This is a genomic window from Microbacterium suwonense (assembly GCF_030296555.1).
GTDB lineage: Bacteria > Actinomycetota > Actinomycetes > Actinomycetales > Microbacteriaceae > Microbacterium > Microbacterium suwonense.
On record NZ_AP027728.1, the window covers coordinates 2,482,204 to 2,505,749 of the forward strand.

General features: G+C 68.7%; 20 protein-coding genes and 1 pseudogene. 16 read left to right on the top strand and 5 right to left on the bottom strand.

Going from position 1 to position 23,546, the window contains the following annotated elements:
* Positions 1 to 2: 2 nt before the first annotated feature.
* Entirely contained in the window at positions 3 to 1,061 is a 1,059-nt protein-coding gene (locus QUE33_RS12410) for an LLM class flavin-dependent oxidoreductase (RefSeq protein ID WP_286300431.1), read from the top strand.
* A 149-nt stretch (positions 1,062 to 1,210) separates the two neighbouring features.
* Here QUE33_RS12410 and QUE33_RS12415 read toward each other — a convergent pair whose 3' ends face one another.
* Positions 1,211 to 2,425, bottom strand: coding sequence for an FAD-dependent oxidoreductase (locus QUE33_RS12415; RefSeq protein ID WP_286300432.1), 1,215 nt, complete (start codon positions 2,423 to 2,425; stop codon positions 1,211 to 1,213).
* Positions 2,426 to 2,500: 75 nt separating this feature from the next.
* Between QUE33_RS12415 and QUE33_RS12420 the strand changes: the two genes are divergently transcribed.
* The 3 genes from QUE33_RS12420 (at position 2,501) to QUE33_RS12430 (ending at position 4,775) form a co-directional block, all read left to right on the top strand.
* Positions 2,501 to 2,911 carry a TetR/AcrR family transcriptional regulator gene (locus QUE33_RS12420; protein WP_286300434.1) on the top strand — a complete coding sequence of 137 codons (411 nt, stop codon included), beginning with the start codon at positions 2,501 to 2,503 and terminating at the stop codon, positions 2,909 to 2,911.
* Positions 2,896 to 3,171: a hypothetical protein gene (locus tag QUE33_RS12425; protein ID WP_286300435.1), complete on the top strand. Its 276-nt coding sequence runs from the start codon at positions 2,896 to 2,898 to the stop codon at positions 3,169 to 3,171. The genes QUE33_RS12420 and QUE33_RS12425 overlap by 16 nt, the downstream gene beginning before the upstream one ends.
* A 173-nt stretch (positions 3,172 to 3,344) precedes the next feature.
* A complete protein-coding gene (locus QUE33_RS12430) occupies positions 3,345 to 4,775 on the top strand; it encodes a CCA tRNA nucleotidyltransferase (RefSeq protein ID WP_286300437.1) in 1,431 nt (476 codons plus the stop codon).
* A gap of 157 nt (positions 4,776 to 4,932) precedes the next feature.
* Here QUE33_RS12430 and QUE33_RS12435 read toward each other — a convergent pair whose 3' ends face one another.
* Positions 4,933 to 6,252 carry an ISL3 family transposase gene (locus tag QUE33_RS12435; protein WP_434019600.1) on the bottom strand — a complete coding sequence of 440 codons (1,320 nt, stop codon included), beginning with the start codon at positions 6,250 to 6,252 and terminating at the stop codon, positions 4,933 to 4,935.
* Positions 6,253 to 6,376: 124 nt separating this feature from the next.
* Here QUE33_RS12435 and QUE33_RS12440 point away from each other — a divergent pair, with 124 nt between their 5' ends.
* The 8 genes and pseudogenes from QUE33_RS12440 (at position 6,377) to QUE33_RS12475 (ending at position 15,712) form a co-directional block, all read left to right on the top strand.
* On the top strand, positions 6,377 to 8,005 hold the full coding sequence (locus tag QUE33_RS12440) for an ABC transporter substrate-binding protein (RefSeq protein ID WP_378761346.1): 1,629 nt from the start codon (positions 6,377 to 6,379) through the stop codon (positions 8,003 to 8,005).
* 81 nt (positions 8,006 to 8,086) lie between these two features.
* Positions 8,087 to 9,166 carry an ABC transporter permease gene (locus QUE33_RS12445; protein WP_286300440.1) on the top strand — a complete coding sequence of 360 codons (1,080 nt, stop codon included), beginning with the start codon at positions 8,087 to 8,089 and terminating at the stop codon, positions 9,164 to 9,166.
* 31 nt (positions 9,167 to 9,197) lie between these two features.
* A pseudogene (locus QUE33_RS12450) lies at positions 9,198 to 10,203 on the top strand (ABC transporter permease).
* Positions 10,200 to 11,936 (top strand): dipeptide ABC transporter ATP-binding protein, encoded by a 1,737-nt coding sequence (locus tag QUE33_RS12455; RefSeq protein ID WP_286300442.1) that lies wholly within the window; start codon positions 10,200 to 10,202, stop codon positions 11,934 to 11,936. The pseudogene QUE33_RS12450 and the gene QUE33_RS12455 overlap by 4 nt, the downstream one beginning before the upstream one ends.
* A 165-nt stretch (positions 11,937 to 12,101) precedes the next feature.
* The gene (locus QUE33_RS12460; RefSeq protein WP_286300443.1) at positions 12,102 to 13,433 is read left to right on the top strand and encodes a helix-turn-helix domain-containing protein; all 1,332 of its coding nucleotides are present in this window, start codon (positions 12,102 to 12,104) and stop codon (positions 13,431 to 13,433) included.
* Positions 13,430 to 13,564, top strand: a complete 135-nt coding sequence (locus QUE33_RS12465) for a hypothetical protein (protein ID WP_286300444.1) — start codon at positions 13,430 to 13,432, stop codon at positions 13,562 to 13,564. The genes QUE33_RS12460 and QUE33_RS12465 overlap by 4 nt, the downstream gene beginning before the upstream one ends.
* Positions 13,565 to 13,704: 140 nt before the next feature.
* Positions 13,705 to 15,255 (top strand): acetaldehyde dehydrogenase ExaC, encoded by a 1,551-nt coding sequence (gene exaC, locus QUE33_RS12470; protein WP_286303157.1) that lies wholly within the window; start codon positions 13,705 to 13,707, stop codon positions 15,253 to 15,255.
* A 61-nt stretch (positions 15,256 to 15,316) separates the two neighbouring features.
* Entirely contained in the window at positions 15,317 to 15,712 is a 396-nt protein-coding gene (locus QUE33_RS12475; RefSeq protein ID WP_286300445.1) for a DUF779 domain-containing protein, read from the top strand.
* Between the two features lie 10 nt (positions 15,713 to 15,722).
* On the opposite strand, the gene QUE33_RS12480 is transcribed toward QUE33_RS12475, so the two are convergent.
* Complete coding sequence (locus QUE33_RS12480; protein ID WP_286300447.1) at positions 15,723 to 16,538, bottom strand: oxidoreductase; 816 nt, start codon at positions 16,536 to 16,538, stop codon at positions 15,723 to 15,725.
* Positions 16,539 to 16,594: 56 nt separating this feature from the next.
* Between QUE33_RS12480 and QUE33_RS12485 the strand changes: the two genes are divergently transcribed.
* Entirely contained in the window at positions 16,595 to 17,245 is a 651-nt protein-coding gene (locus QUE33_RS12485; protein ID WP_286300449.1) for a TetR/AcrR family transcriptional regulator, read from the top strand.
* A 30-nt stretch (positions 17,246 to 17,275) separates the two neighbouring features.
* On the opposite strand, the gene QUE33_RS12490 is transcribed toward QUE33_RS12485, so the two are convergent.
* Both QUE33_RS12490 and QUE33_RS12495 read right to left on the bottom strand, forming a co-directional pair.
* A complete protein-coding gene (locus QUE33_RS12490) occupies positions 17,276 to 18,487 on the bottom strand; it encodes a hypothetical protein (RefSeq protein ID WP_286300451.1) in 1,212 nt (403 codons plus the stop codon).
* A gap of 68 nt (positions 18,488 to 18,555) precedes the next feature.
* On the bottom strand, positions 18,556 to 19,239 hold the full coding sequence (locus QUE33_RS12495; RefSeq protein WP_286300453.1) for a hypothetical protein: 684 nt from the start codon (positions 19,237 to 19,239) through the stop codon (positions 18,556 to 18,558).
* 297 nt (positions 19,240 to 19,536) lie between these two features.
* Here QUE33_RS12495 and QUE33_RS12500 point away from each other — a divergent pair, with 297 nt between their 5' ends.
* The 3 genes from QUE33_RS12500 to QUE33_RS12510 are packed head-to-tail and all read left to right on the top strand — an operon-like array spanning position 19,537 to position 23,510.
* The gene (locus QUE33_RS12500) at positions 19,537 to 20,562 is read left to right on the top strand and encodes an SIS domain-containing protein (RefSeq protein WP_286300455.1); all 1,026 of its coding nucleotides are present in this window, start codon (positions 19,537 to 19,539) and stop codon (positions 20,560 to 20,562) included.
* A 21-nt stretch (positions 20,563 to 20,583) separates the two neighbouring features.
* A complete protein-coding gene (locus QUE33_RS12505) occupies positions 20,584 to 21,450 on the top strand; it encodes a PfkB family carbohydrate kinase (protein ID WP_286300457.1) in 867 nt (288 codons plus the stop codon).
* Positions 21,447 to 23,510 (top strand): hydantoinase/oxoprolinase family protein, encoded by a 2,064-nt coding sequence (locus tag QUE33_RS12510; protein ID WP_286300458.1) that lies wholly within the window; start codon positions 21,447 to 21,449, stop codon positions 23,508 to 23,510. Before QUE33_RS12505 ends, QUE33_RS12510 begins: the two co-directional genes overlap by 4 nt.
* Positions 23,511 to 23,546 lie beyond the last annotated feature (36 nt).

Below are 23,546 nucleotides of genomic sequence, written 5' to 3' on the forward strand. Positions count from 1 at the left end.
GCATGAAGGCTTTCGGATTCCTCTCTTTCGGGCACTACGCCGACGTGCCCGGGTCGGTCACGCGCACCGCCGGAGACATGCTGCGCCAGACCATCGAACTCGCGGAGGGAGCCGACGAGATCGGCGTCAACGGCGCGTACGTGCGCGTGCACCACTGGGCGCGTCAGGCGGCCTCGCCGATCCCGCTGCTGACCGCGATGGCCGCGCGGACCAAGCGCATCGAGGTCGGCACCGGCGTGATCGACATGCGCTACGAGAACCCACTCCAGTTCGCCGAGGAGGCTGCGGCGCTTGACCTCATCGCCGACGGGCGCCTCGCGCTCGGCGTGAGCCGTGGATCACCCGAGACAGCACTGCGCGGGTATGAGGCCTTCGGCTACGTCGACACCGAGGACACCGAGCGCGGCAGCGTGCTCGCTCGCGAGAAGTTCGACCTGTTCCTGCGCGCGATCGGCGGTGAGCGGATCGCCCCCGGCGACCCGCGGATGGTCGGCGAGGGACAGTACCTGGCGATCGAGCCGCAGTCCCCCACCCTGCGCGATCACCTCTGGTGGGGGTCCGGGTCGCGCTCCAGCGCGGTGACCACCGGCCGGCTGGGGCTGAACCTGATGAGCTCGACGCTCGTCACCGAGGCCACCGGTCAGCCATTCCACGAGCTGCAGCGTGAGCAGATCGACGTGTTCCGTTCTTCCTACAAGGATGCCGGGCACACCGGCACGCCGCGCGTCTCGGTCAGCCGCAGCGTCTTCCCGCTCGTCTCCGACAGGGATCGCGCGTACTTCGGGCTGCGCTCCGCCGAGAACGGTGATCAGATCGGGGTGATCGACGGCTTCCGGTCCACCTTCGGCAAGACCTACGCCGCCGAGCCGGATGTGCTCATCGAGCAGCTGAAGGCCGACGAGGCCGTGATGGCCGCCGACACTCTGATGCTCACCATCCCGAATCAGCTCGGCCCCGCGTACAACCTGCACGTGCTGCAGGCCTTCGCCGAGCACGTCGCCCCGGCGCTGGGGTGGAAGCCGAACACTGAGGGGCCAGTGCAGGGCGATCCGGTCGCCTGACGCGTAGGTCTCGCAGCGCGCCCGTTTGCGAGACTTCCTTTCCAGCACGAGAAGCGACGCACCGCGCCCTGTCTCACGCCCGAAAGGAAGTCTCACGCCCGAAAGGAAGTCTCGCGCCGGAGAGGAAGTCTCGCGCCGGAGAGGAAGTCTCACAGAGCCTCGCGCGCCACAGCATCCGGATCAGGACGCTCGGCGACGAGCTTCACGATCGGCCCGAGGGCGGCGCGCACGCTCAGCATCCGCATCACGCTCTCACGCAGCCATGCGACGAACCGGCCGCGGCGGAACATCAGCTTCGCCAGCATCCGGGAGTTCGCCTGAGCGGACTCGACTCGCGGGCGTTCCACCCGCTCCCAGGCCTGGAGCGCCGTCGTAAGTGACGAACGGTCGGCGTGCGAGAGGATGCGGGCCAGCATCCAGGCCGATTCGATCGCCATCCCCGCCCCGATGCCCGCAGTCGGCAGGAACCCCGCCGCCGCATCGCCGAGCAGGATGCCGCCGGGAAACACCCATCGCGGGGTGCGGGCATCGTCGAGATGCCAGAGGTACGGATCGGGGTCGTCGGCGACGCCGTCGAGGGCGGCCGACAGGCGGGGACCCACTTCGTCGACGCGCTCGCGAACGGATGCGGCGAATGCGGCCGGGCCGACCTGGAGCTCGGCATCCGGCCCGCCCAGGAACACGCCGAGCCGCTCCTTGACGGGGTAGACGCCCAGGAAGAATCCGTCACCCCACAGCTCTTCGCCCAGGGTGGGGTCGCCGAGTTCGTCGGTCCAGGCGACCCACCCCGACCATCCGGTGTCGACGATGTCGGGTGCCGCTGAGCCGAGCACGGTGCGCATCTGCGAGCGGATGCCGTCAGCGCCGACGACCAGGTCGAACGCGGCCTCTCCTGCGGGTGCGCCGTCGCGACCGGCGAAGCACGCGACGCCGTCCGCCACCTCGTTCACCGTGGTGCCGAACGTCACCGGGCAGCCGCCATCGGTGAGCACGTCGATCAGCGCGCCGCGGGAGATGCCGTTGTAGTCGCCGTAGACGCTCAGCAGCTCGCTCATCGAGTCGGTGCGCAGCGGCCGTCCGCGATGCGCGCGGAAGCGGTAGCTGCGCATCGGGGTGCCGGCGTCGCGGTACTTCTGCTGCAGACCGAGGTCGATGAAGGCCTGATCGACGCTCGGCATGAGGGCGAGCATGTAGCCGGGGTGCTCCATCGCGGGCATCCGGTCGACGAGCACGGGGTGCAGTCCGTCGTGGCGCAGCAGCTGTGCGAGGGTGAGCCCGGCGATCCCGGCGCCGACGATGAGCACGCGCAGCCGGTCTTCGCGCTGGGCGTCGAGCTGGGTGGAGAGTGGTGTGTGGGTGAGCATGGAGCCTCCTGTGGACTGCCTGGTCCACTCCCAGCGTACGCCCTATTGGACTGGCTGGTCCAGTATGCTCGGAGAATGGCGCAGATCACCGGAGCGCACCGGAGGGCCCTCATCGAGGCGACCGTCGCGGAGTTCGCCGCCGCCGGGTACGAGGGCGCCTCGCTGAACCGCATCATCCGCGCGGCAGGGATCAGCAAGAGCTCGTTCTACCACGCGGTCGGCTCCAAGGCCGAGCTGCTGGATGCCGTGGTCGAGAGCCTCATCGCCGACGTGCGCGCACGATGGACACCCCTGCGCCGGCCGACTTCGCGGGGGTGGGATTCTGGCCGCAGGTGGATCGGATGCTCACCGATCTCGGCGCGCTCACAGTCTCAGACCGGGCACTCGGCCTCCTGGGCAGCATCTTCTACCTGCCGGCCGCAGGAGGGGTGGATGCCCGTACAGCGCTGCTGGAGGTCGTCCGGATCTGGGTGGGAGACGTCCTGAGAGTCGGCGTCGAATCCGGCGCTGTGCGCGACGACCTTCCGACCGACCTGCTCGCCGCCGCCGTGTTCGGGATGCTGCGCGGCCTGGACGAGTGGGCACTCGGCGCCGCCCCACCTGGGCCCCGGAACGTCGACGCCGAGAGTGCGGCATCCGCGGCATCCGCCCCCGGCATCCTGCTGCGCGCCATGCTTGAGCCGCCGGCCCGCGCTGACCTCGCCCGCGACGGCACCCACAGGCCGACAAGTCCTGTTCCGATGTGACGACGACCCGATCGCTTCCCGCCCCTGCTCAGCGCCCCCGCCCCTGCTCAGTTGCGTCGCCCAGCGGGGGCGGCGACGATGAACAGGGGCGAGGATGCTGTGACCTCAGGGCCGAGGATGCTGCGACCCCCGCGCGCGAATGCGACAGCATCCGCCCCGGTAACCTGGAACCCATGCTCAATATGGCCGAGGGCCTGGCCCGACTCGGCGCGCTCGCCGCGAATCCCGTCGTCGCCACGCTTGCGACGGCCTTCGCCGACGTCGGATTCGAGCTGGCCGTCGTCGGAGGTCCGGTGCGCGATGCGCTGCTGGGCCGGCCGACCCACGACCTGGACTTCACGACGAACGCCCGCCCCGACGACATCCTGCGGATCGTGACGCCGATCTCGAGCACCCAGTGGGACATCGGCCGGGCCTTCGGCACGATCGGCGCCCGGGTGCAGGGCGAGCAGGTGGAGATCACCAGCTACCGCGCCGACAGCTACGACGGCACCACCCGCAAGCCGGTCGTCGAGTTCGGCGACAGCATCGAGGGCGACCTGCTGCGCCGCGACTTCACCGTGAACGCGATGGCGCTGCGGATCCCCGAGATCAAGCTCATCGACCCCACCGGTGGCGTCGAGGACCTCATCGCCGGCGTGCTGCGCACCCCGATCGATCCCGCCGTCAGCTTCGGCGACGACCCGCTGCGGATGCTGCGGGCGGCCCGCTTCAGCTCCCAGCTGGAGTTCGAGATCGCCGATGACACCCGCACCGCGATCGAGCAGCTGCGTCAGACGCTGAGCATCGTCAGCCCGGAGCGCGTGCAGGGCGAGCTGATCCGGCTGATGCAGACAGACGACCCGGTGCGCGGCCTGCGTGTTCTGGTCGACACCGGACTGATCGAGCAGTTCCTCCCCGAGGTCAGCGCGTTGCGACTGGAGGTGGACGAGCACCATCACCACAAGGACGTCTACGAGCACTCCCTCACCGTCGTGCGCCAGGCGATCGACCTGGAGAAGACGCGCAACCCCGGTGCCGAGCCCGACGTGTCGCTGCGCATCGCGGCGCTGCTGCACGACATCGGCAAGCCCCGCACCCGCAAGCTCGAGCCGGGCGGAGGGGTCACCTTCCACCACCACGACGTGGTCGGCTCGCGGATGGCGCGCAAGCGCCTGCAGGCGCTGCGCTTCGACGGCGCGACGACGGATGCCGTGGCCGACCTCATCGAGCTGCACCTGCGGTTCTTCGGCTATGCCGAGGGCGCCTGGACCGACAGTGCGGTGCGCCGCTATGTGCGGGATGCCGGTGCCCAGATCGATCGGCTGCACATCCTGGTGCGCGCCGATGTCACCACCCGCAACAAGCGCAAGGCGGCACGGCTGGCCGCGGCGTACGACGACATCGAGCGCCGCATCGCCGAACTGCGCGAGCAGGAGGAGCTGGACAGCATCCGTCCCGAGCTGGACGGCAACCGCATCCAGGAGGTGCTCGGCATCCCGCCGGGCCGCGAGGTCGGCGAGGCCTACCGGTTCCTGCTCGAGCTGCGCCTGGACGAGGGTGTGATCGGTACGGATGCCGCCGAGCAGCGCCTACGGGAATGGTGGGCCGCACGGGGCCGATGACCGCTCCGGCGCGTGTGTCGGTCTCGTCACGATCCTGACCGATCGGTTGGGTAAGACCCATGCAGGTGACTAGATTGAATCCGACCGCGTCAAGAGGCGCGCGGATACCCGAACGATGACAGGCAGGTTATGTGGCTCTTCGGACTTTCGGTGGGGGTCATGGGGTGAGGCCGCCGGCGGCGAGGAGCATGCGGAGCCGGTAGTTGTCGCGGTTGCGGAAGCCGCGGGCGAGGCGGCGGTGCAGCTCGATGATCCCGTTCACGGCCTCAGTTCCGCCGTTCGATGATCGTCCGGTCGTGAAGTACGCCAGGAACGCGGCTCGCCAGCGGCGGAGGGTGCGGCCGAGGCGGGCGATCTCGGGGATCGGGCAGGTGTGGAACGACTCGACGACCTTCTGCGCGATCCGTCGCCCCTCGGCGAGGTCCTTCTGGTGGTAGGCGGAACGCAGTTGCTGGGCGCACTGCCACGCGACGAACACCTCGTCGTGCGCGGGGTCGGCCTCGATCGCTGCCGCGAGTCTGGTCCGCTGCTTCTCGGTGAGGTTCTCGGCGCCGGCGCGGAGGATGGTCTGGATCCCGTAGAGCGGGTCGCCCTTACGACCGCGATGCCCGAGGGTGTCCTGCTGAACCCGGCGGCGGACCTCGTCGACGGCGGCGGTGCCGAGCTTGACGACGTGGAACGCGTCCAGCACGGCCGTGGCGTCTTCGAGCTTGTCGTCGATCGCGGTCTTGTAGCCGGCGAACGGGTCAAGAGCGGCGACCTTCACGTTCCTCCGGAACGCTTCGCCGCGTTCGGCGAGCCAGGATGCGTAGGCCTTCCCGGAGCGGCCAGGCACCAGGTCAAGCAGCCTGGCCCGCGTCTTTCCGGTGCTGTCGCGGCTCAGATCGACCATCCCGGTCAGCTCCTTCGGACCGCTCTTGCGGGGGTCGACGTGATGCCAGATGTGCTCATCGACACCGAGCGTGGTGACGTTCTCGAACCGGGACTCGTCGGCCGCGAGCCGCTCCAACTCAGGCTCGACAGCGCGCCACACCGTCTTCCACGACGTGCCGAGCTGACGGGCGATACCGTGCACGGTGGCGTGCTCGCGGCGCAACTGCCCGATCGCCCAGCCGACGGCGCGCGTGGTGATCGACCCGCGCCGGGCGACCAGGCCCGGGAGTTGCTCCACGAACGTCCGCCGCGCGCATCCCACCTCATCGCACCGCCAGACCCGCTGCCGCCACACAATCCGCACCCGCGTCGTCGCGGGCACATCATGAAGCACCCGTCGGCGGCGGCCACGACCGGTCGCGACGACCCCACACGAGGGACAGCCGGTCGGTGCCGCTGGCGTCGAGACCGTCACCACCAGCAGCCCGTCGCGACGGTCGACGCGCTCGACATGGACATCAGGAAGACCCAGCAGAACGTCGCAGCGGGAACACGGATCAGTCGCAGAGCGCGCAGAAGCGCACCCCGAAGTAGGGTGAAGCACGTCGAGGTCCTCGTGAAGATCAGACAGTTAGCGCTACTGATCCTCGGGGACCTCGACCCCTACCCGCCGAACATCACCCGGCGAGCCTCACCCCCACCGGATGTCCGAAGAGCCGGTTATGTCAATGAAGATCTCCAGAGGCCGGCTCGGCCTTGCGATCGGGGCGCTCGGCGTCTCGGCTCTCGTCCTCTCCGGCTGCGCGACGAGCACCGGAGGCCAGGACGGCGACGATGGCGACGCCAAGGGCGGGGACATCATCGTCGGCACTACCGACAAGGTCACCTCACTCGACCCGGCCGGCTCTTACGACAACGGCTCGTTCGCGGTGATGAACCAGATCTACCCGTTCCTGATGAACAGCAAGTACGGCACGGCCGAGGTCTCGCCCGACATCGCCGAGTCGGCGGAGTTCACCTCGCCGACCGAGTACACGGTCAAGCTCAAGTCGGGCCTGACCTTCGCCAACGGCAACGAGCTCACCTCCAGCGACGTGAAGTTCTCGTTCGACCGTGTCGTGAAGATCGCCGACCCGAACGGTCCGTCCTCCCTGCTGGGCAACCTCGACTCGGTCGAGGCGCCCGACGACACCACGGTCGTCTTCAAGCTCAAGAACGGCAACGACCAGATCTGGCCGCTGATCCTCTCCAGCCCGGCCGGCCCCATCGTTGACGAGGACGTCTTCTCGGCCGATGCCGTGACCCCTGACGACGAGATCGTCAAGGGCGACGCCTTCGCCGGGCAGTACACGATCGACTCGTACAAGCTGAACGAGCTCATCTCGTACAAGCCCAACCCCGACTACAAGGGCGTGCTCGGCGCGGCCGAGAACTCCGGCGTGCAGACCAAGTACTACGCCGATGCCTCCAACCTCAAGCTCGCGATCGGCAACGGCGACATCGACGTGGCGTTCCGCAGCCTGTCGGCCACCGACGTCGAAGACCTGTCGAAGAGCGACGAGGTGCAGGTCGTCGACGGCCCCGGCGGTGAGATCCGCTACATCGTGTTCAATTTCGACACCATGCCGTTCGGTGCCAAGACCGCCGAGGCAGACCCGGCGAAGGCGCTCGCCGTCCGGCAGGCGATGGCCGACCTGATCGACCGCGCGGCCGTGGCGAAGAACGTCTACAAGGACACCTTCAGCCCGCTGTACTCCTACGTCCCCGAGGGCATGCCCGGCGCGATCACCCCGCTGAAGGACCTGTACGGCGACGGCCAGGGCGGACCGGACGCCGACAAGGCGGCCAAGACGCTGGCGGACGCCGGTGTGCAGACGCCGGTGACGCTCAACCTGCAGTACAACGGCGACCACTACGGCCCCTCGTCGGGTGACGAGTACGCCGCGTACAAGACGCAGCTCGAGAAGGGCGGCCTGTTCACGGTCAACCTGCAGCAGACCGAGTGGGTGCAGTACTCCAAGGACCGCAGCGCCGACGTGTACCCGCTGTACCAGCTCGGCTGGTTCCCGGATTACTCGGATGCCGACAACTACCTGTCGCCGTTCTTCCTGAAGGAGAACTTCCTCGCGAACCACTACGACAACCCGGCCGTCAACGACGCCATCGTGAAGGAGCAGACCGAGACCGACTCCGCCGCGCGGCTGGATCAGATCGGCCAGATCCAGGAGATGGTGGCCAAGGACCTGTCCACGCTGCCCATCCTGCAGGGCAAGCAGGTCGCGATCGTCGGGAAGGACGTCAAGGGCACGACCCTGGACGCCTCGTTCAAGTTCCGCTTCGCACCGCTGAGCAAGTAACGCGGTCCGCCCCGGGGGTGCTGCCTCACCGCAGCGCCCCCGAGGCGTGCTCGCCGAAGACCGCAAGAAGAGGTACCCCGTATGGCCGTCGATGCCGGCGCTGCGCTTGTTCCCGTTCAGCCGCGAAGCCGCTCCAAGGGCGGAGGGCTGTGGCGCTACGTCCTGATCAGGCTCGTGCTGATCATCCCCACTGTCTTCATCCTGGTGACCACCGTGTTCTTCCTGATGCGGATCACCGGCGATCCGATCACCGCAGCACTCGGCGGGCGTCTTCCCGCGGATCAGCTGCAGGAGCGCATCCACGACGCGGGCTACGACCGCCCGCTGTGGGTGCAGTACCTGGAATACCTCGGCGGCGTCTTCCGAGGTGATTTCGGCACCACGATCACCGACCGCCGCCCGGTGATCGAGATCCTGCTGCAGTACGGCTCGGCCACTCTGGAGCTGGCGATCTACGCGCTGCTGGTCGCGCTGATCATCAGCATCCCGCTCGGCCTGATCGCCGCCTACCGTCGCGACCGCTGGCACGATGCCGTGCTGCGCGTGATGGCGATCCTCGCCTACGCGACCCCCATCTTCTTCGCCGGGCTCCTGCTGAAGCTGATCTTCTCGGTGTGGCTGGGCTGGCTGCCCGTCTCGGGGCGCGGCAACACCCGAACCGAACTGCTCATGGCGGGCATCGACACCCCCACCGGCATTTACCTGCTTGATGCGATTCGGCTCGGCAACGCCGCCGCCATCGGCGACATCCTGCAGCATGCGATCCTCCCCGCGGTCGCGCTCGGTCTGCTCACCGCGGGGGTGTTCCTGCGGCTGATCCGCACGAACGTGATCGGCACCCTGGGGCAGCAGTTCGTGACCTCCGGGCGATCCCGGGGCGTGAGCGAGTTCCGGCTGGTGACCAAGCACGCCTACCGGCCGGCGCTGATCCCGATCATCACCGTGATGGGGATGCAGATCGCGTTGCTGCTGGCGGGCGCGGTGCTCACCGAGACCACGTTCGAGTGGAAGGGGATCGGCTTCATGCTGGCCGAGTACCTGAAGGCACGAGACTTCGTCGCCGTGCAGGGCATCGTGGTGATGATCGCCGTGGTGGTGGCGGCGACGAACTTCATCGTCGACATCGTCGCCGCGTTCATCGACCCGAGGGTGAGGTACTGACATGACTGGGATCCCCGACTCCTACGACGAGATGCCCACCCCGCAGACCGCGGTGCTGGCGGCGGCGCCGCCGCGCAGGAAGCACTGGGCCGAGAAGGTGCCGGTGCTCGCGCAGCTGCGGCAGAGCGTCGGGCTTCAGCGCGGGATGCTGGTGACCGGGCTGGCCATCACGATCCTGTTCATCGTCATCGCGCTGCTCGCCCCCTGCTCGCCCCGTTCTCGTGGGCGCAGCAGCAGACCGTCGACGGCGTCTCGTTCGGCACCCAGCAAGCGCCGAACTCGATGAACGTGCTCGGCACGACCGTGTCGGGCTTCGACGTGTTCTCCCGGGTGATCTGGGGGCGCAGACGGCACTGTTGGTGATCATCGCGGCGATCGCGTGCTCGATCTTCCTGGGCATCGCCCTCGGACTGGTCTCCGGCTACTTCGGCGGATGGCTCGACCGCATCCTGGTCGTCATCGCCGACGCGATCTACGCCTTCCCCTCGCTGCTGCTGGCCATCGTCATGTCGATCGTGATCAGCCGCGGGCAGTCCACGCTGGGCGGCGGCATCATGGCCACCGCGATCGCCATCACGGTGGTGTTCGTACCGCAGTACTTCCGCGTCGTGCGATCCGAGGTGGTGCGGGTGCGGGCGGAGCCGTTCGTCGACTCCGCGAAGGTGATCGGCGTGCCGACCACGCGGATCCTGCTGCGTCACGTGCTGCGCAACTCGACGCGCTCGCTGCCGGTGATCATCACGCTGAACGCCTCCGAGGCGCTGCTGACTCTTGCCGGGCTCGGCTTCCTGGGCTTCGGCATCGAGGCGACGGCCGCGGCCGAGTGGGGTTATGACCTGAACCGCGCCGTGCAGGACGTCACCAGCGGTATCTGGTGGACCAGCGTGTTCCCGGGCTTGGCGATCGTGCTGGTCGTGCTGGGGGTCACCCTGGTCGGCGAGAGCCTGAACGATCTGAGCGACCCGCGACTGCGCCAGCGTCGCCGAGCGGGATCCAAGCGCAGAGGCCGCACGACGAGCGCGGGAGGAGAGTCATGAGCGCATCCATCGACGCGGTCGCGTCCCCGACCGAGGTGGCCGAGATCCGCGATCTGCGGGTCGTGTTCGCCACCGACGACGAGCCCGTCGAGGCGGTCAAGGGCATCTCGCTGAGCGCGCATGCCGGCGAGGTGCTCGCGATCGTCGGCGAATCCGGCTCGGGCAAGACCGTCACGGCCAACACCCTGCTCGGACTGCTGCCCGAGACCGCGACCACCTCGGGAGCGGTGATCGTGCGCGGCCGCGACGGCGGCGAGACCGACATCGTCCACGCCAGCCACCACCACATGCGCCAGATGCGCGGCAGGGATGCCGCGATGGTGTTCCAGGAGCCCTCCACGGCGCTGAACCCGGTGTACACCGTGGGATGGCAGATCGCCGAGGGTCTGCGTGCGCACACGAAGATCTCGAAGAAGGATGCCAGGAGGCGCGCGATCGACATCATGCGCCGCGTCGGTATCCCCGACCCCGAGCAGCGTGTCGACGACTACCCGCACCAGTTCTCCGGCGGGCAGAAGCAGCGCATCGTCATCGCGATGGCCCTGGTGCTGGATGCCGGACTGATCATCGCCGATGAGCCGACCACCGCGCTGGATGTGACCGTGCAGGCCGAGATCCTCGAGCTGCTGCGCACCTGCCGCGACGAGTTCGGTGCGACGATCGTGCTGATCACGCACAACATGGGCGTGGTCGCCGACCTGGCCGACCGTGTGGTCGTCATGTATCAGGGCGCCATCGTCGAGGAGGCCCCGGTTCGGGAGCTGTTCGCCAACCCGCGCGAGGAGTACACGCGCAAGCTGCTGGCGGCCGTGCCGCACGTGGGGCAGGGCAAGTCGGCATCCGCTCCCGACGTGTCAGCGGTCGTCACCGAGGAGGGCGCCGCGCACGCCGCGCCGGCGGTTACTGAAGGCAGCCTGATCGTCGCCACGCGCGCCGAGATCGGCTATCCCGGGCGCTTTGGACGCAACGCCGTCGTCGCGGTGAAGGGCGTGGACTTCCACGTCGGGCCCGGCGAGGTGGTGGGCCTGGTCGGCGAGTCCGGTTCGGGCAAGACCACCATCGGCCGCGCCGTCGTGGGTCTGACCACGGTGCTCGGCGGATCGCTGACGGTGCTCGGGCAGGAGATGCGCGGTGTGAAGCCGCGCACGCTCACCCCGCTGCGCCCGCAGATCGGATTCGTGTTCCAGGACCCGGCGACCAGCTTCAACCCGCTGCTGACGATCGCCGAGTGCATCGCCGAGCCGCTGATCGTGCACGGCCGGGCTTCGAGCCTGCAGGCCGCGCGCCCGCGGGTGAACGAGCTGCTGGATGCCGTGCGGCTGCCGGTGAACTTCGGCGACCGCTACCCGCATGAGCTCTCCGGCGGTCAGCGTCAGCGGGCATCGCTGGCCAGGGCGCTGGCGCTGGACCCGAAGCTGCTGATCGCCGACGAGCCGACCAGTGCGCTGGACGTGTCGGTGCAGGCGACCGTGCTCGAGCTGTTCGTGCAGCTGCAGGCCGAGCTCGGCTTCGCCTCGCTGTTCATCAGCCACGACCTGGCCGTGATCGACGCCGTCTCGGATCGGATCATCGTGCTGCAGCAGGGCGAGATCAAGGAGCAGGGCACCACCGCCCAGGTGCTCGGCGACCCGCGCGATCAGTACACGCGCGAGCTGTTGACCGCCCTGCCGGTGCCCGACCCGGTGGCCCAGGCCGAACGCCGCGCCCAGTGGCAGGCGGTGCGCCGGCACTGAGCCCCGCCGGTTGGGGAGGGGAACTCGCGGATCGGAGGAGGCTTGAGCCAGAATCGTCCTCCCGAGCGTGAGAACTCCTCCCGAACGGTGCGCGTGACTGGCATTCCGACGCGTGCGCATCCGATCTACACTGGGCAGACCCCGTCAGCGCCGATCGGAGGCCCCGTGCCGTCTCCCTGGTCCTCGCCACGCGATGCCTCCCCGGAGGTGTCGCGGCTGATCATCGAGCGTGCGCACGAAGAGCTCATGGCCGGCAACCTCGACGACCGCCGCCTGGAGCAGGTCAGGCCCGTCATCCGGGCTTCGTGGGAGCGCGCCCGACAGCAGCGCGTCGGCCCGGAGGGCCTCCCGCCGCTCGACTTCACGCGAGAGTCGCTGGAGGCGTACCGATCCGGGCATCCGCTGGCCGGCGCCATCGACCTGATCCGTACCCTGCTCCTGCCTGGCGCCCCTGACGACTCGGGTGTCGTCGTGGCCGTCGGCGACCACGCCGGTCGGCTGCTGTGGGTCGAAGGCGACCTGCGGCAGCGGATGCTGTCGGGAGAGATGGGCTTCGTGGAGGGGTCGAACTGGTCCGAGACCTCCGTCGGCACCTCCGCACCCGGAACGGCACTCGAGCTCGGGGAGTCGGTGCAGATCCACCACGCTGAGCACTACAACCGTCTCGTGCAGCCGTGGTCGTGCACGGCGGCGCCGGTGTTCGACCCCGAGACCCACCGCATCCTCGGCGTGCTCGACGTCACCGGCGGTGACGAGGTGGTGACGCCTCAGGCCCGGATGCTGGTGGATGCGACAGCCCGGGCGGTCGAGTCGCAGCTGATGGTCGCACGGCTGCGGGCTCGTGCCGAGGCGCCCCAGGCGACGGCATCCGCCTCCCGGCATCCGACGCGAGAGCCGCTGAAACGTGCGACGCTGCAGGTGCTCGGGCGTGACCGCGCGCGGCTGGAGGTCGTCACGAACGGCTCGGAGTCGAACGTCGAGCTCAGCGCCCGGCATGCCGAGATCCTGCTCATGCTGGCCACCCACCGGCAGGGACTGTCTGCCGAGCACCTCGCCGAGCTCGTCTACGGCGAGGGGGCATCGCCCGACACGCTGCGACCCGAGATGGTGCGACTGCGGAAGGCGCTCGAACGCGTCTCGCCCGAACTCGTGCCGCAGTCCCGCCCGTACCGGCTGTCCGTCGCCATGGAGACGGATGCGCAGAACGTGCTGTCACTGCTGGATCGCGGCGCGCACCGCGTCGCCCTGTCGGCGTATCGCGGGCCCGTGCTGCCCGACTCCGATGCTCCCGGCGTGGTCGAACTGCGCGAGGGCGTGCGCGGCACGCTGCGCGAGACGATGCGCACCGAGGCGAGTGTTGACGTGCTGCTCGCGTACGCGGACATCCCCGAGGGAGCCGAGGATGCCGAGGTGCTGCGCCTGTGCCTGGAGATGCTGCCTGCGCGCTCGCCGCGACGGAGCGGACTGGTCAGCCGGCTCGAGAAGCTCGAGAGGTGACGAGCGCCGCGCCCGTCGCGGCTCTCGGTCTCGGCGCCCGGTCTCGGCTCTCGGTCTCGGCATCCGCTGCACTTTCCGGCATCCGCGCCATCGATCGATGCAGCGGATGCCGATTCCTGCCGCGGATGTGAGGATGCGCGGATGTGAGGATGCGCGGATGCCGGGATGCAACCCGATGCAACCTGCCGCACTCGCTCGCAACGTCGCCGCCCGTATCTTCGTCGCACAGGTAAGCCGCGGCATCGACGCCGCGATCGTCGAAGGAGACACCATGACCATTGCAGAAGAGAGCGTCTCGACCGCCTATGCGGCCCCCGGACAGCCGGGCGCGGTCGCGGAATACCGCTCCCGCTACGGCCACTACATCGGCGGAGAGTTCGTCGAACCCGCCGGAGGCCAGTACTTCGAGAACATCAGTCCGGTCAACGGCAAGCCGTTCACCGAGATCGCCCGCGGCACGGCCGCCGACATCGACCACGCCGTCGACGTCGCCTGGCGCGCGTTCGAGGGCTGGAAGCGCACCTCGCCCGCCGAGCGCTCGGTGATCCTCAACAGGATCGCCGACCGCATGGAGCAGAACCTCGAGCGCATCGCCGTCGCCGAGACGTGGGAGAACGGCAAGCCCGTCCGCGAGACGCTTGCCGCCGACATCCCGCTCGCGATCGACCACTTCCGCTACTTCGCAGGCGTTCTGCGGGCTCAGGAGGGCGGCATCAGCCAGCTCGACGAGAACACCGTCGCCTACCACTTCCACGAGCCGCTCGGCGTGGTCGGCCAGATCATCCCGTGGAACTTCCCCATCCTGATGGCGGTGTGGAAGCTCGCCCCGGCGCTCGCCGCAGGAAACTGCATCGTGATGAAGCCGGCCGAGCAGACCCCGGCCTCCATCCTGTTCCTGTTCGAGATCATCGGCGATCTGCTGCCGGACGGCGTCGTGAACATCGTCAACGGCTTCGGCATCGAGGCAGGCGCGCCGCTCGCCCAGCACAAGCGCATCCGCAAGGTCGCCTTCACGGGCGAGACCACCACGGGCCGGCTGATCATGCAGTACGCCTCGCAGAACCTGATCCCGGTCACGTTGGAACTCGGGGGCAAGAGCCCGAACGTGTTCTTCGAGGATGTCGCGCGCTCGACCAGCGACCCGTTCTACGACAAGGCCCTCGAGGGTTTCACCATGTTCGCTCTGAACCAGGGCGAGGTGTGCACCTGCCCGTCGAGGGCGCTCATCCAGGCATCCATCTACGACGGCTTCATCTCCGACGGTCTCGAGCGGGTGGGTCAGGTCGTCCAGGGCAACCCGCTCGACCCGGCGACCATGATCGGCGCGCAGGCGTCGAACGACCAGCTCGAGAAGATCCTCAGCTACATCGACATCGGCAAGCAGGGCGGCGCGCGGCTGCTCACCGGCGGGGAGCGCGTCGACCTGGGTGGTGACCTCAGCGAGGGCTACTACGTCGCGCCGACCGTGTTCGAGGGCACGAACGACATGCGCATCTTCCAGGAGGAGATCTTCGGGCCGGTGCTGTCGGTGACCAGCTTCACCGACTTCGACGACGCGATCTCGATCGCCAACGACACCCTGTACGGCCTGGGCGCCGGGGTGTGGAGCCGCAGCGGCGACACCGCCTACCGTGCGGGTCGTGCCATCGAGGCCGGGCGGGTGTGGACGAACACCTACCACCAGTACCCGGCGCACGCCGCATTCGGCGGATACAAGCAGTCGGGCGTGGGCCGTGAGAACCACAAGATGATGCTCGACCACTATCAGCAGACGAAGAACCTGCTGGTGTCGTACGCGGAAGGGCCGATGGGCTTCTTCTGATCGGCCTCCGGGTGGGGGCACGCGGCCCCCACCCGGAATCCATGGACGAAAGGTGAGAGTCATGGTCAGCATCGGCACGTACCAGCGGGTGGAGGTCACGGATGCCGCAGCATCGCTCATCCGCGCTCTGACGGCTCAGCACGGCCCGCTCATGTTCCACCAGTCGGGAGGATGCTGCGACGGCTCCTCGCCGATGTGCTATCCGGTGGGCATGTTCATCACCGGGCCCGGCGATGTGAAGCTCGGCGATCTCGACGTGGGCCTGGACGCCCCCGTGGAGATGTTCATGTCGGAGTCGCAGTTCGAGTACTGGAAGTACACGCATCTCACCGTGGACGTCGTCCCCGGTCGCGGTGCAGGGTTCAGCGTCGAGGGCCCGACCGGGATGCGTTTCATGATTCGGTCGCGGATGCTGAATGAGGCGGAGCTGGAGCACTTCGGCCTCGGACCCTCCTGAACGGCGCGGATCAGGCGTACCCGAACTGCTTGCGGGTCAGTGCATCGAAGGCACGATCGGGCAGGAGCGTGGAGAGGGCGACCGCGATGTTCGCGCCGGGGCCGATCCGGTATCGAGTGCGGGGTCGTCGCGTGAGCGCTGCCTTCACGATCAGCGCGGCGACGGCATCCGGGCTGGAGAACTGCTTCGCCAGCGCAGGGTTCGCGAAGTACGTGCGCATCGCCGTGGCCATGGATGCGTACGGGCCGTCGGAGGAGGCGCTCGTCAGGCGCTCCATGGCCTGATCGTGCCAGTCGGTGGCGACATAGCTCGGCTGCACCAGCGTGACGTCGATGCCGAATTGCGACACCTCGCCTCGCAGCGAGTCGGAGAGGGCCTCGAGTGCGAACTTTGAGGCGTGGTACCAGCCGCCCAGCGGCGAGGCGAACTCGCCGGCGAGCGAAGAGACGTTCACGATGCGTCCTCGCCCGGCCTCGCGCATCCCGGGCAGCACCGCCTGGATCAGCCCGACCGAGCCGAGCACGTTGACCTCGAGCTGGTGACGCGCGTCGGTCAGCGACGTCTCCTCGACGCTGCCGAACTCGCCGTAGCCGGCGCAGTTGATCAGCACATCGATGGTTCCGGCCTGCTCGACGACGGTGTCGACCGCCGCGCGGATCGATCGCTCGTCGGTGAGGTCCAGCGGGACGGGGGTCACGCCTTCCAGTTCGGAGATCGCGCTGGTGGTGCGTGCGGCGCCGAAGACGGTCGCACCGCCCTGGGCGAGCAGGGCCGCGGCGCGTGCGCCGATGCCCGAGGATGCTCCGGTGATCAGAATCGTCGTCATGGGACTCCCTTATCTGTGAATGATGTTCACTAATCAGTGACGATATAGTGAACGGCATGCACAGTCAAGAGGATCGGGCGCTTCGGCAGCTGTGGGGTCTGGGTGCACCGGCAGCGCGGGGTCCGAAGGCCCGGTGGAGCCTGGGCGAGCTCGCCTCGGCATCCGTTGAGCTCGCCGATGAACTCGGTCTGGACGGCATCTCGCTCAGCCGGGTCGCCGAGCGCCTGGGCATGACGACCACCGGCGTGTACCGGTACGTCGGCTCCAAGGCGGAGCTGATCGAGCTGATGGTGGATGCGGCGATCGGCGATCCTCCGCCGATCCCGGGCGAGGACTGGCAGCAGCGCTGCCGGGCATGGACCTCGCTGCTCGCGGCGCGGTATGCCGAGCATCCGTGGCTGTGCGATGTCGCGCCGACGCGCATGCCCACCCAGCCGCGGGCCTACGCATGGATCGATGCGCTCGTCGGCGCCCTCGCCGACCACGCCGGCACGGATGCGCTGCGGCTCGCACTGCTGCTGGACAGCCTGGTGCGCACCTATGCCACGCTGGAGGCCGGACTGCGCGACGCGACCCCGGCGCCCTGGCTCGGCGAGGCCGTGGCCGCACGCTATCCACGACTGGCGACGACCGCGCAGCAGGACGTCTCGGATGCGCTGCTCGAACTCGACTTCGCCGTCGACGTCGTGCTGCGCGGCGTGCAGTAGCGGGCGCCGCCCCGGACGCCGCCCCAGGCGTCAGCGCAGCAGGAAGCCCGCGAGTACGCCGAAGAGCTGCGGAATGAACATGAACCCCAGCAGCACGGCGACCGCGATGATCGTCACCCACGATGCGCCGCGCTTCAGCCGTCGCCCCTGCGGCGCGACGCCGGGTGGCGGGGCCAGCATGCCGGCCGGCGGCGCGAACGGCAGGGCCCCGGGTGCGGTGGATGCCGTGCCCGGCGCGGTTGCGAAACCCTGAGCGCTCGCGGGCGCAGGAACTCCAGCGGGCAGCGGCGCTGCGGGTGTCGTCCGCGTCCGCGCCTGAGCTTCGCGCAGCCGGTCGTCGCGCCAGCGCGCCCACTGATCGAACTTGGTCATGAGTGCGCCGACCGTGCCGAACAGCCACGCCCAGGTCGCGGCATCCGTCGTCGATGCCGGGCGCTGCATGTACAGGAACATCCAGTCGTCGACGATCTCCACGTCGAGCTGCGCGGCATGGTCGATGAAGCGCGCCATGATGTCGGGGGTGAACAGGTACAGCGCGTCGGTCTCATAGCCGCGCGGGCAGTACAGGGTGAAGTACCGGTCGAAGTCCCCCTCGAGCGAGAGGCGCTGGTCGCGTGAGAACGAAGTCGGCAGGTTGGTGCCCAGCGCGTTGTTGCCCAGCGCATCGAGCACGATGTTCGGCAGCGGTACGTCGAGCTTGACCGCGACGTAGCCCCACCGGTGCGTAGTGCTGTTCTTGCCGGAGCCGGTGGTGTACCGGTAGTTGCCGAACTCCACGAACCGCGGACTGTAGCCGCGCACCAGAGATGACGCCAGCCGACTGTGGCCGCTCTGGAAGATCATGCCAGGCAGCGGGGGATCGGCTACCTGGTGCTCGTACACCATGCCGTTCGCCGCCGCGAAGCGCGAGAGGCGGAAGGCGTTGACGCGCTTACGCCGCATCGACGTGATCGCGATCGGGATGCCGGCCCCGAGGATGAGGAGGATGACGATGACAGGGAGTACGAAGGCGCCGCTCAGGTGCCCCGTCGTCGCCGCGCTCGCGAGCACGGCGAACACCCCGATCATGGGTGCGAGGACCATCACGAAGACGACCGCGACGATCACGATGGTCGCGATCGTGCGCCCCGACGTCGGATGCTGCGCACGGACCGTCCGCCAGAATTCCCGGACGGCGGCGGAGTCGACCGGATCGGTGAGCGGCCGGGTGTCGAACGGGTACGTCTGCATCGGCCCGGTCATCGATTCACCCGTTCCGCCGGTGCGGGTTCAGCCATCGTCTCCATGGGTCAACGGTAGCCGCGGCCGCCTCAGAGCGGCGCGACGATGTCCTGATGGACGTCCCACTCGGTGACCTCCGTCACCGTCTGCGCCCGCTGGCCGTTCACCTCGGCGACCGAGGTCGAGGCCAGCGGGGCGTAGTCGTCGGTGATGCCGTAGGCGACCTCGACGGGCGCTCCCTGTGCCTGAATGGTTCCGGTGAGCACGAAGACGTCCTCGCCGAGGCGAGAGTCCGTGCCGGTGACGTGGAGCGTGCCCGTGATGTTCTTCACGGCCGCCGCCGGGTCGACCAGCGAGCCTCTCATCGCGCCCTTGCTGAGGGCGACGACGAGCGGATCCTCCGATTCCGTGTCGGCGCGCTGCCACGGCGACAACGGTGGTTTGACGTACACGTCGTCCCCGATGACGATCGCCGATCCGGCGGCGGTCGTCGTCGCGATGGCCCGCTCCGAGGGGTTGTACGCCGCCGTCGTCTCGATGCCCAGCACCGTGGTCCGGATCGCATATCCGGCAGTGGCCCTGATCGCTTCGGTGACGCAGTCGGCAAACACCTGACCATCGATGGTGGCACCCACGCGCAGTTCAGGGCAGTCGGCGTCCGTGGACGTGGCCTCACTCGGTGCCTGCGATGGTTGCTCCTGCGGCTTCTCCGGTGAGGTGGGCTCCGTCGTCGGATGCTCGGCAGCGCCCGAGCATCCGACCAGCATCGTCATGGCGAGCAGCGTCGCCCCGAGCCTCCACGTCCTGACGTGCACAGCGCTCCCTCCCGCCGGTCGCCATGATCACGGCGCCCCTGCCAGTCTGCCGAGTCGTCGCGAAAGAGCCGATGGGGAGGATTCCCCATCGGGAGGGTCGTGCTCGGATCATTCGCCGGAGGTGCAGACGGCGGGTGCAACGGACTGAATTCCCTCGCTTCTATTGACATCGTTCCCAATCTGGGCCAGGGTACAAGTGGGAACGATCCCAATTTCTCCGGATCCTGTTGATCCGGCCGACAGGAAGTGACCTCGATGAGCCAGCTGATCCCCGTCCCCGATGACTTCGAAGCATGCGTCCAGCATGCGGTCGACCAAGACGACAAGGCGCGCGCGCTCGTCGATCGTGCGGTTGAGCGGGGCGTGGAGCGCGTCTATCTCGTGGGATGCGGAGGATCGCATTTCGGGACGTATCCGGCTTTCGACCTGCTGGACCGCTATGCGCCGAACATCATCAGTCAGCGCATCACGAGCGCTGAGCTGACCGCGCGCGCGCCGATCGGCCTGAACGACAAGGCACTCGTCGTGGCCGCATCGCATTCCGGGAACACGCCCGAGACGGTCGCGGCCGCCGAGTTCGCCAAGTCGCGGGGCGCGGTCGTCGCCGGCATCTCCCGCCAGGGCGACAACGGGCTCTCGCGCATCGGCGACCTGCACTTCGACTACCCCGACACGATCTCGATCACCGAGCCCAAGCTGGTGCACAACGAGCAGATCGCCGCGGCGCTGCTCGACGCGTTCGGCAACCCCGACAAGGCCAGGCAGTTGCGCGCAGGCATCCCGGCTCTGCCCGGTGCGCTGCGCGCCGTCAAGGACGAGATCGCCGAGACCGGTGAGCGTGTGGCTGATCTGCTCTCCGCTCCGCAGGCCCCGCTGAGCTACATCGTCGGTGGCGGCCCCGCCTACGGCATGGCCAAGATGATGGCATGGTGCTACTTCCAGGAGATGAGCTGGATGAACTCCGCCGCGATCAACGCGGGGGACTTCTTCCACGGCCCGCTCGAGATGATCCTCGAGGACACCGTGCTCGTCACGCTCGTCGCCGAGGACGCCAGCCGCTCGCTGGGAGAGCGCGTCGTGCGTTTCGCCGAAGGCCAGACGCGCAACTCCGCGGCCATCGACACCGCAGCCCTCACCCTCCCCGGAATTCCGGCCGAGTCGCGCCCCGACCTCAGCCCGGTCGCACTGATGAGCGCCGAGCGCAGAGTGCTGGATCACGTTGCGGCACGTCGTGGACATGACACGTCGCAGCGTCGGTACATGTACAAGATCGCGTACTGAGTCGCGAGAGCGGAACAGCGGATGAGACTCCTCGGAGCCGGCGACAACGTCGCCGACAGGTACCTGCATCGAGCAATGCAGTACCCCGGCGGCAACGCCTTGAACGTCGCGGTGTTCGCCGCGAGGCTGGGTGCGCACGCCGGCTACCTCGGCGTTCTGGGCGACGACGCGGCAGGACGGCAGATCATGCGCGCCCTGCAGGCGGAGCATGTCGACACGTCACTGACGCGCGTCGCCCAGGCTCCGAACGCCAGCGCCGACGTCGAGCTGCAGGGCAACGACCGTGTCTTCCTGCGCTCGGATCGATCGACGGCGCTGTTCGAACTGGACGATGAGCAGCTGGCGGCCATGGCGGACTACGACGTCGTGCACTCCGGGTACGCCGGCACGCTGCTGCCGCGCGTGCCGGAGATCGCGGAGCACGCGAAGGTGTCGTTCGACTTCGGCAGTCGCTTCGACCTCGCAGAGGTGGAGCCGTATCTGCCGCACCTGCATCTGGCGACCTTCTCGGGTGGTCATCTGGCCGATGCCGAGGCGCAGGAGCTGGTGAAGCGCGGACTTGACGGCGGGGCCGAGCTGGTGCTCGTCACCCGTGGCGCGGAGGGCGCGTACCTCGGGTCCTCCGAGGGCGTCCGGCACCAGCACGGCGAGGCGATCGTCGCTCGCGACACGCTCGGCGCCGGCGACGCGTTCATCGCCGGCGTGCTCGTCGGCATCGGCACCGGCAGGGGCATTCGCGCGACGCTGGTGGCGGCCAGCGCCCAGGCGGCGCAGGCATGTCAGGTGGACGGCGCATTCGACTACGGCATCCCCTTCGATGCGGCCGCAGCGCGAGAGCATGCGACAAGTCGGGACAGCACACACGAGAACAGGACGGTAGAGGCATGACGCTGCGCATCGGGGTCGACACGGGCGGAACCTTCACGGACATCTGCGCCTTCGACGAGGAGACCGCGCGCGTGCACGTGCGCAAGGTGTCGAGCACTCCGGACGACCCGGGACGAGCGATCGTGCAGGGCGTGGAGGAGATCCTCGACCAGATCGGAGGCCGGGAGATCTCCGAGGTCGGCTACTTCGCACACGGCACCACCGTGGGGACCAACGCGCTCCTCACCGGCCGCGGCGCCGTCACAGGGCTCATCACCACACGCGGGTTCCGTGATCTGCTCGAGCTGGGTCGCGGCCGCCGCCCGAGCATGTATGACCCGCAGGCGGACAAGCCGGCCCCGCAGGTGCCGCGGCATCTGCGCAAGGAGGTCGCCGAGCGCGTGAGGCACACCGGGGCCGTCGAGACCCCGCTGGACGAGGACGACGTGCGCCGTGCTGTGCGGGAGCTGCGCGCCGAGGGCGTTCAATCCATCGCCGTCTGTCTGCTCTACAGTTACCTCAACCCCGACCACGAACGTCGCATCGGCGAGATCATCGCGGAGGAGATGCCCGGGGTGTACGTGTCGCTCTCGAGCGACGTGCTGCCGGAGTTCCGCGAGTTCGAGCGCCTCTCCACGGTCGTGACGAACTCCTACGTAGGGCCCGTGGTGGCCAATTACCTTGCCCGCCTTCGCGCCGTGCTGGCCGACCGCGGGCTCACCGCGGTCCCGCACGTCACCCAGAGCAACGGCGGAGTGATCCCGTTCTCCACCGCCGAGTCCCTCCCCGTGCGGCTCGTGCTGTCGGGGCCGAGCACCGGAGTGGTCGGCGCCGCGCAGATCTGCTCGGCGGCGGGTTTCGACGACATCATCACCTTCGACATGGGCGGGACGTCGTCGGACATCTCGCTGGTGCAGGACGGTCGTCCGAAGGTCACCGCGGGGATGGAGCTCGATGGTCGTCCGGTGCGCTCGCCGATGCTCGACATCCACACCGTCGGCGCCGGCGGCGGTTCGCTCGCCTGGATCGACAGCGGCGGGCACCTGCGCGTGGGACCGCAGAGCGCGGGATCCTTCCCGGGGCCCGCGTGCTACGGCAACGGCGGCGGCGCCGCCGTCACTGACGCCAACGTGGTGCTGCGGATGCTGAATCCCGAGTACCTGCTGAACGGCCAGATGAAGATCGACCGGGAAGCCTCCCTGGCGGCCGTGCGCCTTCATGCCGAGCAGCTCGGGCTGGGCGTGGAGGAGACGGCTCTCGGCATCCTGCGGGTGGTCACCGCCAACATGGCACGCGCCATCCGCGTGGTCAGCGTTCAGCGCGGGTACGACCCGCGCGATTACGCACTGGTCCCGTTCGGCGGGGCCGGACCGCTGCACGCGTCCCGCCTCGCGCGCGAGCTGGGGATGCGGCGCATGGTCGTCCCCGAGATCCCGGGCGCCCAGTCGGCGCTGGGCCTGCTGATGACCGACGTGAAGACCGACTTCATGCGCACGCAGATCACGCTCGTGGACGAGAGTACCGTCGCTCAGCTCGACGACGTCTTCGCCGAGCTGAGCGACCGTGCGGCCGATTGGTTCGCGGAGGAGGACATCGACACGGCGAGTCGCGAGCTGCTCCGGAGAATGGACCTGCGATACCGGGGGCAGAACTTCGAGCTCGCGATCGATCTGCCGGAAGAGCACCGGTTCGCACAGGCGGGTGCGGCACCCATCGTGGAGCTGTTCCACGAGGCGCACGAGCGCGTGTACGGGTACCGATCGGAGGACGTGGCGGTCGAGGTCGTGACGTTCCGCGTCGAGGCGGCGGGCGCAGCAGCCCACGTCGAGGTGCGGCGCGACGAGCTGACGGCATCCGATCCGCTCGCCGCGGTGATCGGCGTGCGCAAGGCCTGCTTCGTCCCCGCCGAGGGCTATGTCGAGACGCACGTGTACGACCGAGCGCGCCTGACGCCGGGTGACGTGATCGCCGGCCCGGCGATCATCGAGCAGATGGACACGACCACGGTGCTCCTCCCCGGCGACAGCTGCCGGGTGGACGCGTACCGCAACCTGATTATCGAGATCGGAGACGAGGAATGAGCGCTGTGGAGCTGGATCCCGTATTGGTGGAAGTCG

Coding starts and splice junctions, on each gene's coding strand:
- QUE33_RS12410 (WP_286300431.1), top strand. CDS start 3: ATGAAGGCTTTCGGATTCCTCTCTTTCGGGCACTACGCCGACGTGCCC.
- QUE33_RS12415 (WP_286300432.1), bottom strand. CDS start 2,425: ATGCTCACCCACACACCACTCTCCACCCAGCTCGACGCCCAGCGCGAA.
- QUE33_RS12420 (WP_286300434.1), top strand. CDS start 2,501: ATGGCGCAGATCACCGGAGCGCACCGGAGGGCCCTCATCGAGGCGACC.
- QUE33_RS12430 (WP_286300437.1), top strand. CDS start 3,345: ATGCTCAATATGGCCGAGGGCCTGGCCCGACTCGGCGCGCTCGCCGCG.
- QUE33_RS12440 (WP_378761346.1), top strand. CDS start 6,377: ATGAAGATCTCCAGAGGCCGGCTCGGCCTTGCGATCGGGGCGCTCGGC.
- QUE33_RS12445 (WP_286300440.1), top strand. CDS start 8,087: ATGGCCGTCGATGCCGGCGCTGCGCTTGTTCCCGTTCAGCCGCGAAGC.
- QUE33_RS12455 (WP_286300442.1), top strand. CDS start 10,200: ATGAGCGCATCCATCGACGCGGTCGCGTCCCCGACCGAGGTGGCCGAG.
- exaC (WP_286303157.1), top strand. CDS start 13,705: ATGACCATTGCAGAAGAGAGCGTCTCGACCGCCTATGCGGCCCCCGGA.
- QUE33_RS12475 (WP_286300445.1), top strand. CDS start 15,317: ATGGTCAGCATCGGCACGTACCAGCGGGTGGAGGTCACGGATGCCGCA.
- QUE33_RS12480 (WP_286300447.1), bottom strand. CDS start 16,538: ATGACGACGATTCTGATCACCGGAGCATCCTCGGGCATCGGCGCACGC.
- QUE33_RS12485 (WP_286300449.1), top strand. CDS start 16,595: ATGCACAGTCAAGAGGATCGGGCGCTTCGGCAGCTGTGGGGTCTGGGT.
- QUE33_RS12490 (WP_286300451.1), bottom strand. CDS start 18,487: ATGACCGGGCCGATGCAGACGTACCCGTTCGACACCCGGCCGCTCACC.
- QUE33_RS12495 (WP_286300453.1), bottom strand. CDS start 19,239: ATGACGATGCTGGTCGGATGCTCGGGCGCTGCCGAGCATCCGACGACG.
- QUE33_RS12500 (WP_286300455.1), top strand. CDS start 19,537: ATGAGCCAGCTGATCCCCGTCCCCGATGACTTCGAAGCATGCGTCCAG.
- QUE33_RS12505 (WP_286300457.1), top strand. CDS start 20,584: ATGAGACTCCTCGGAGCCGGCGACAACGTCGCCGACAGGTACCTGCAT.
- QUE33_RS12510 (WP_286300458.1), top strand. CDS start 21,447: ATGACGCTGCGCATCGGGGTCGACACGGGCGGAACCTTCACGGACATC.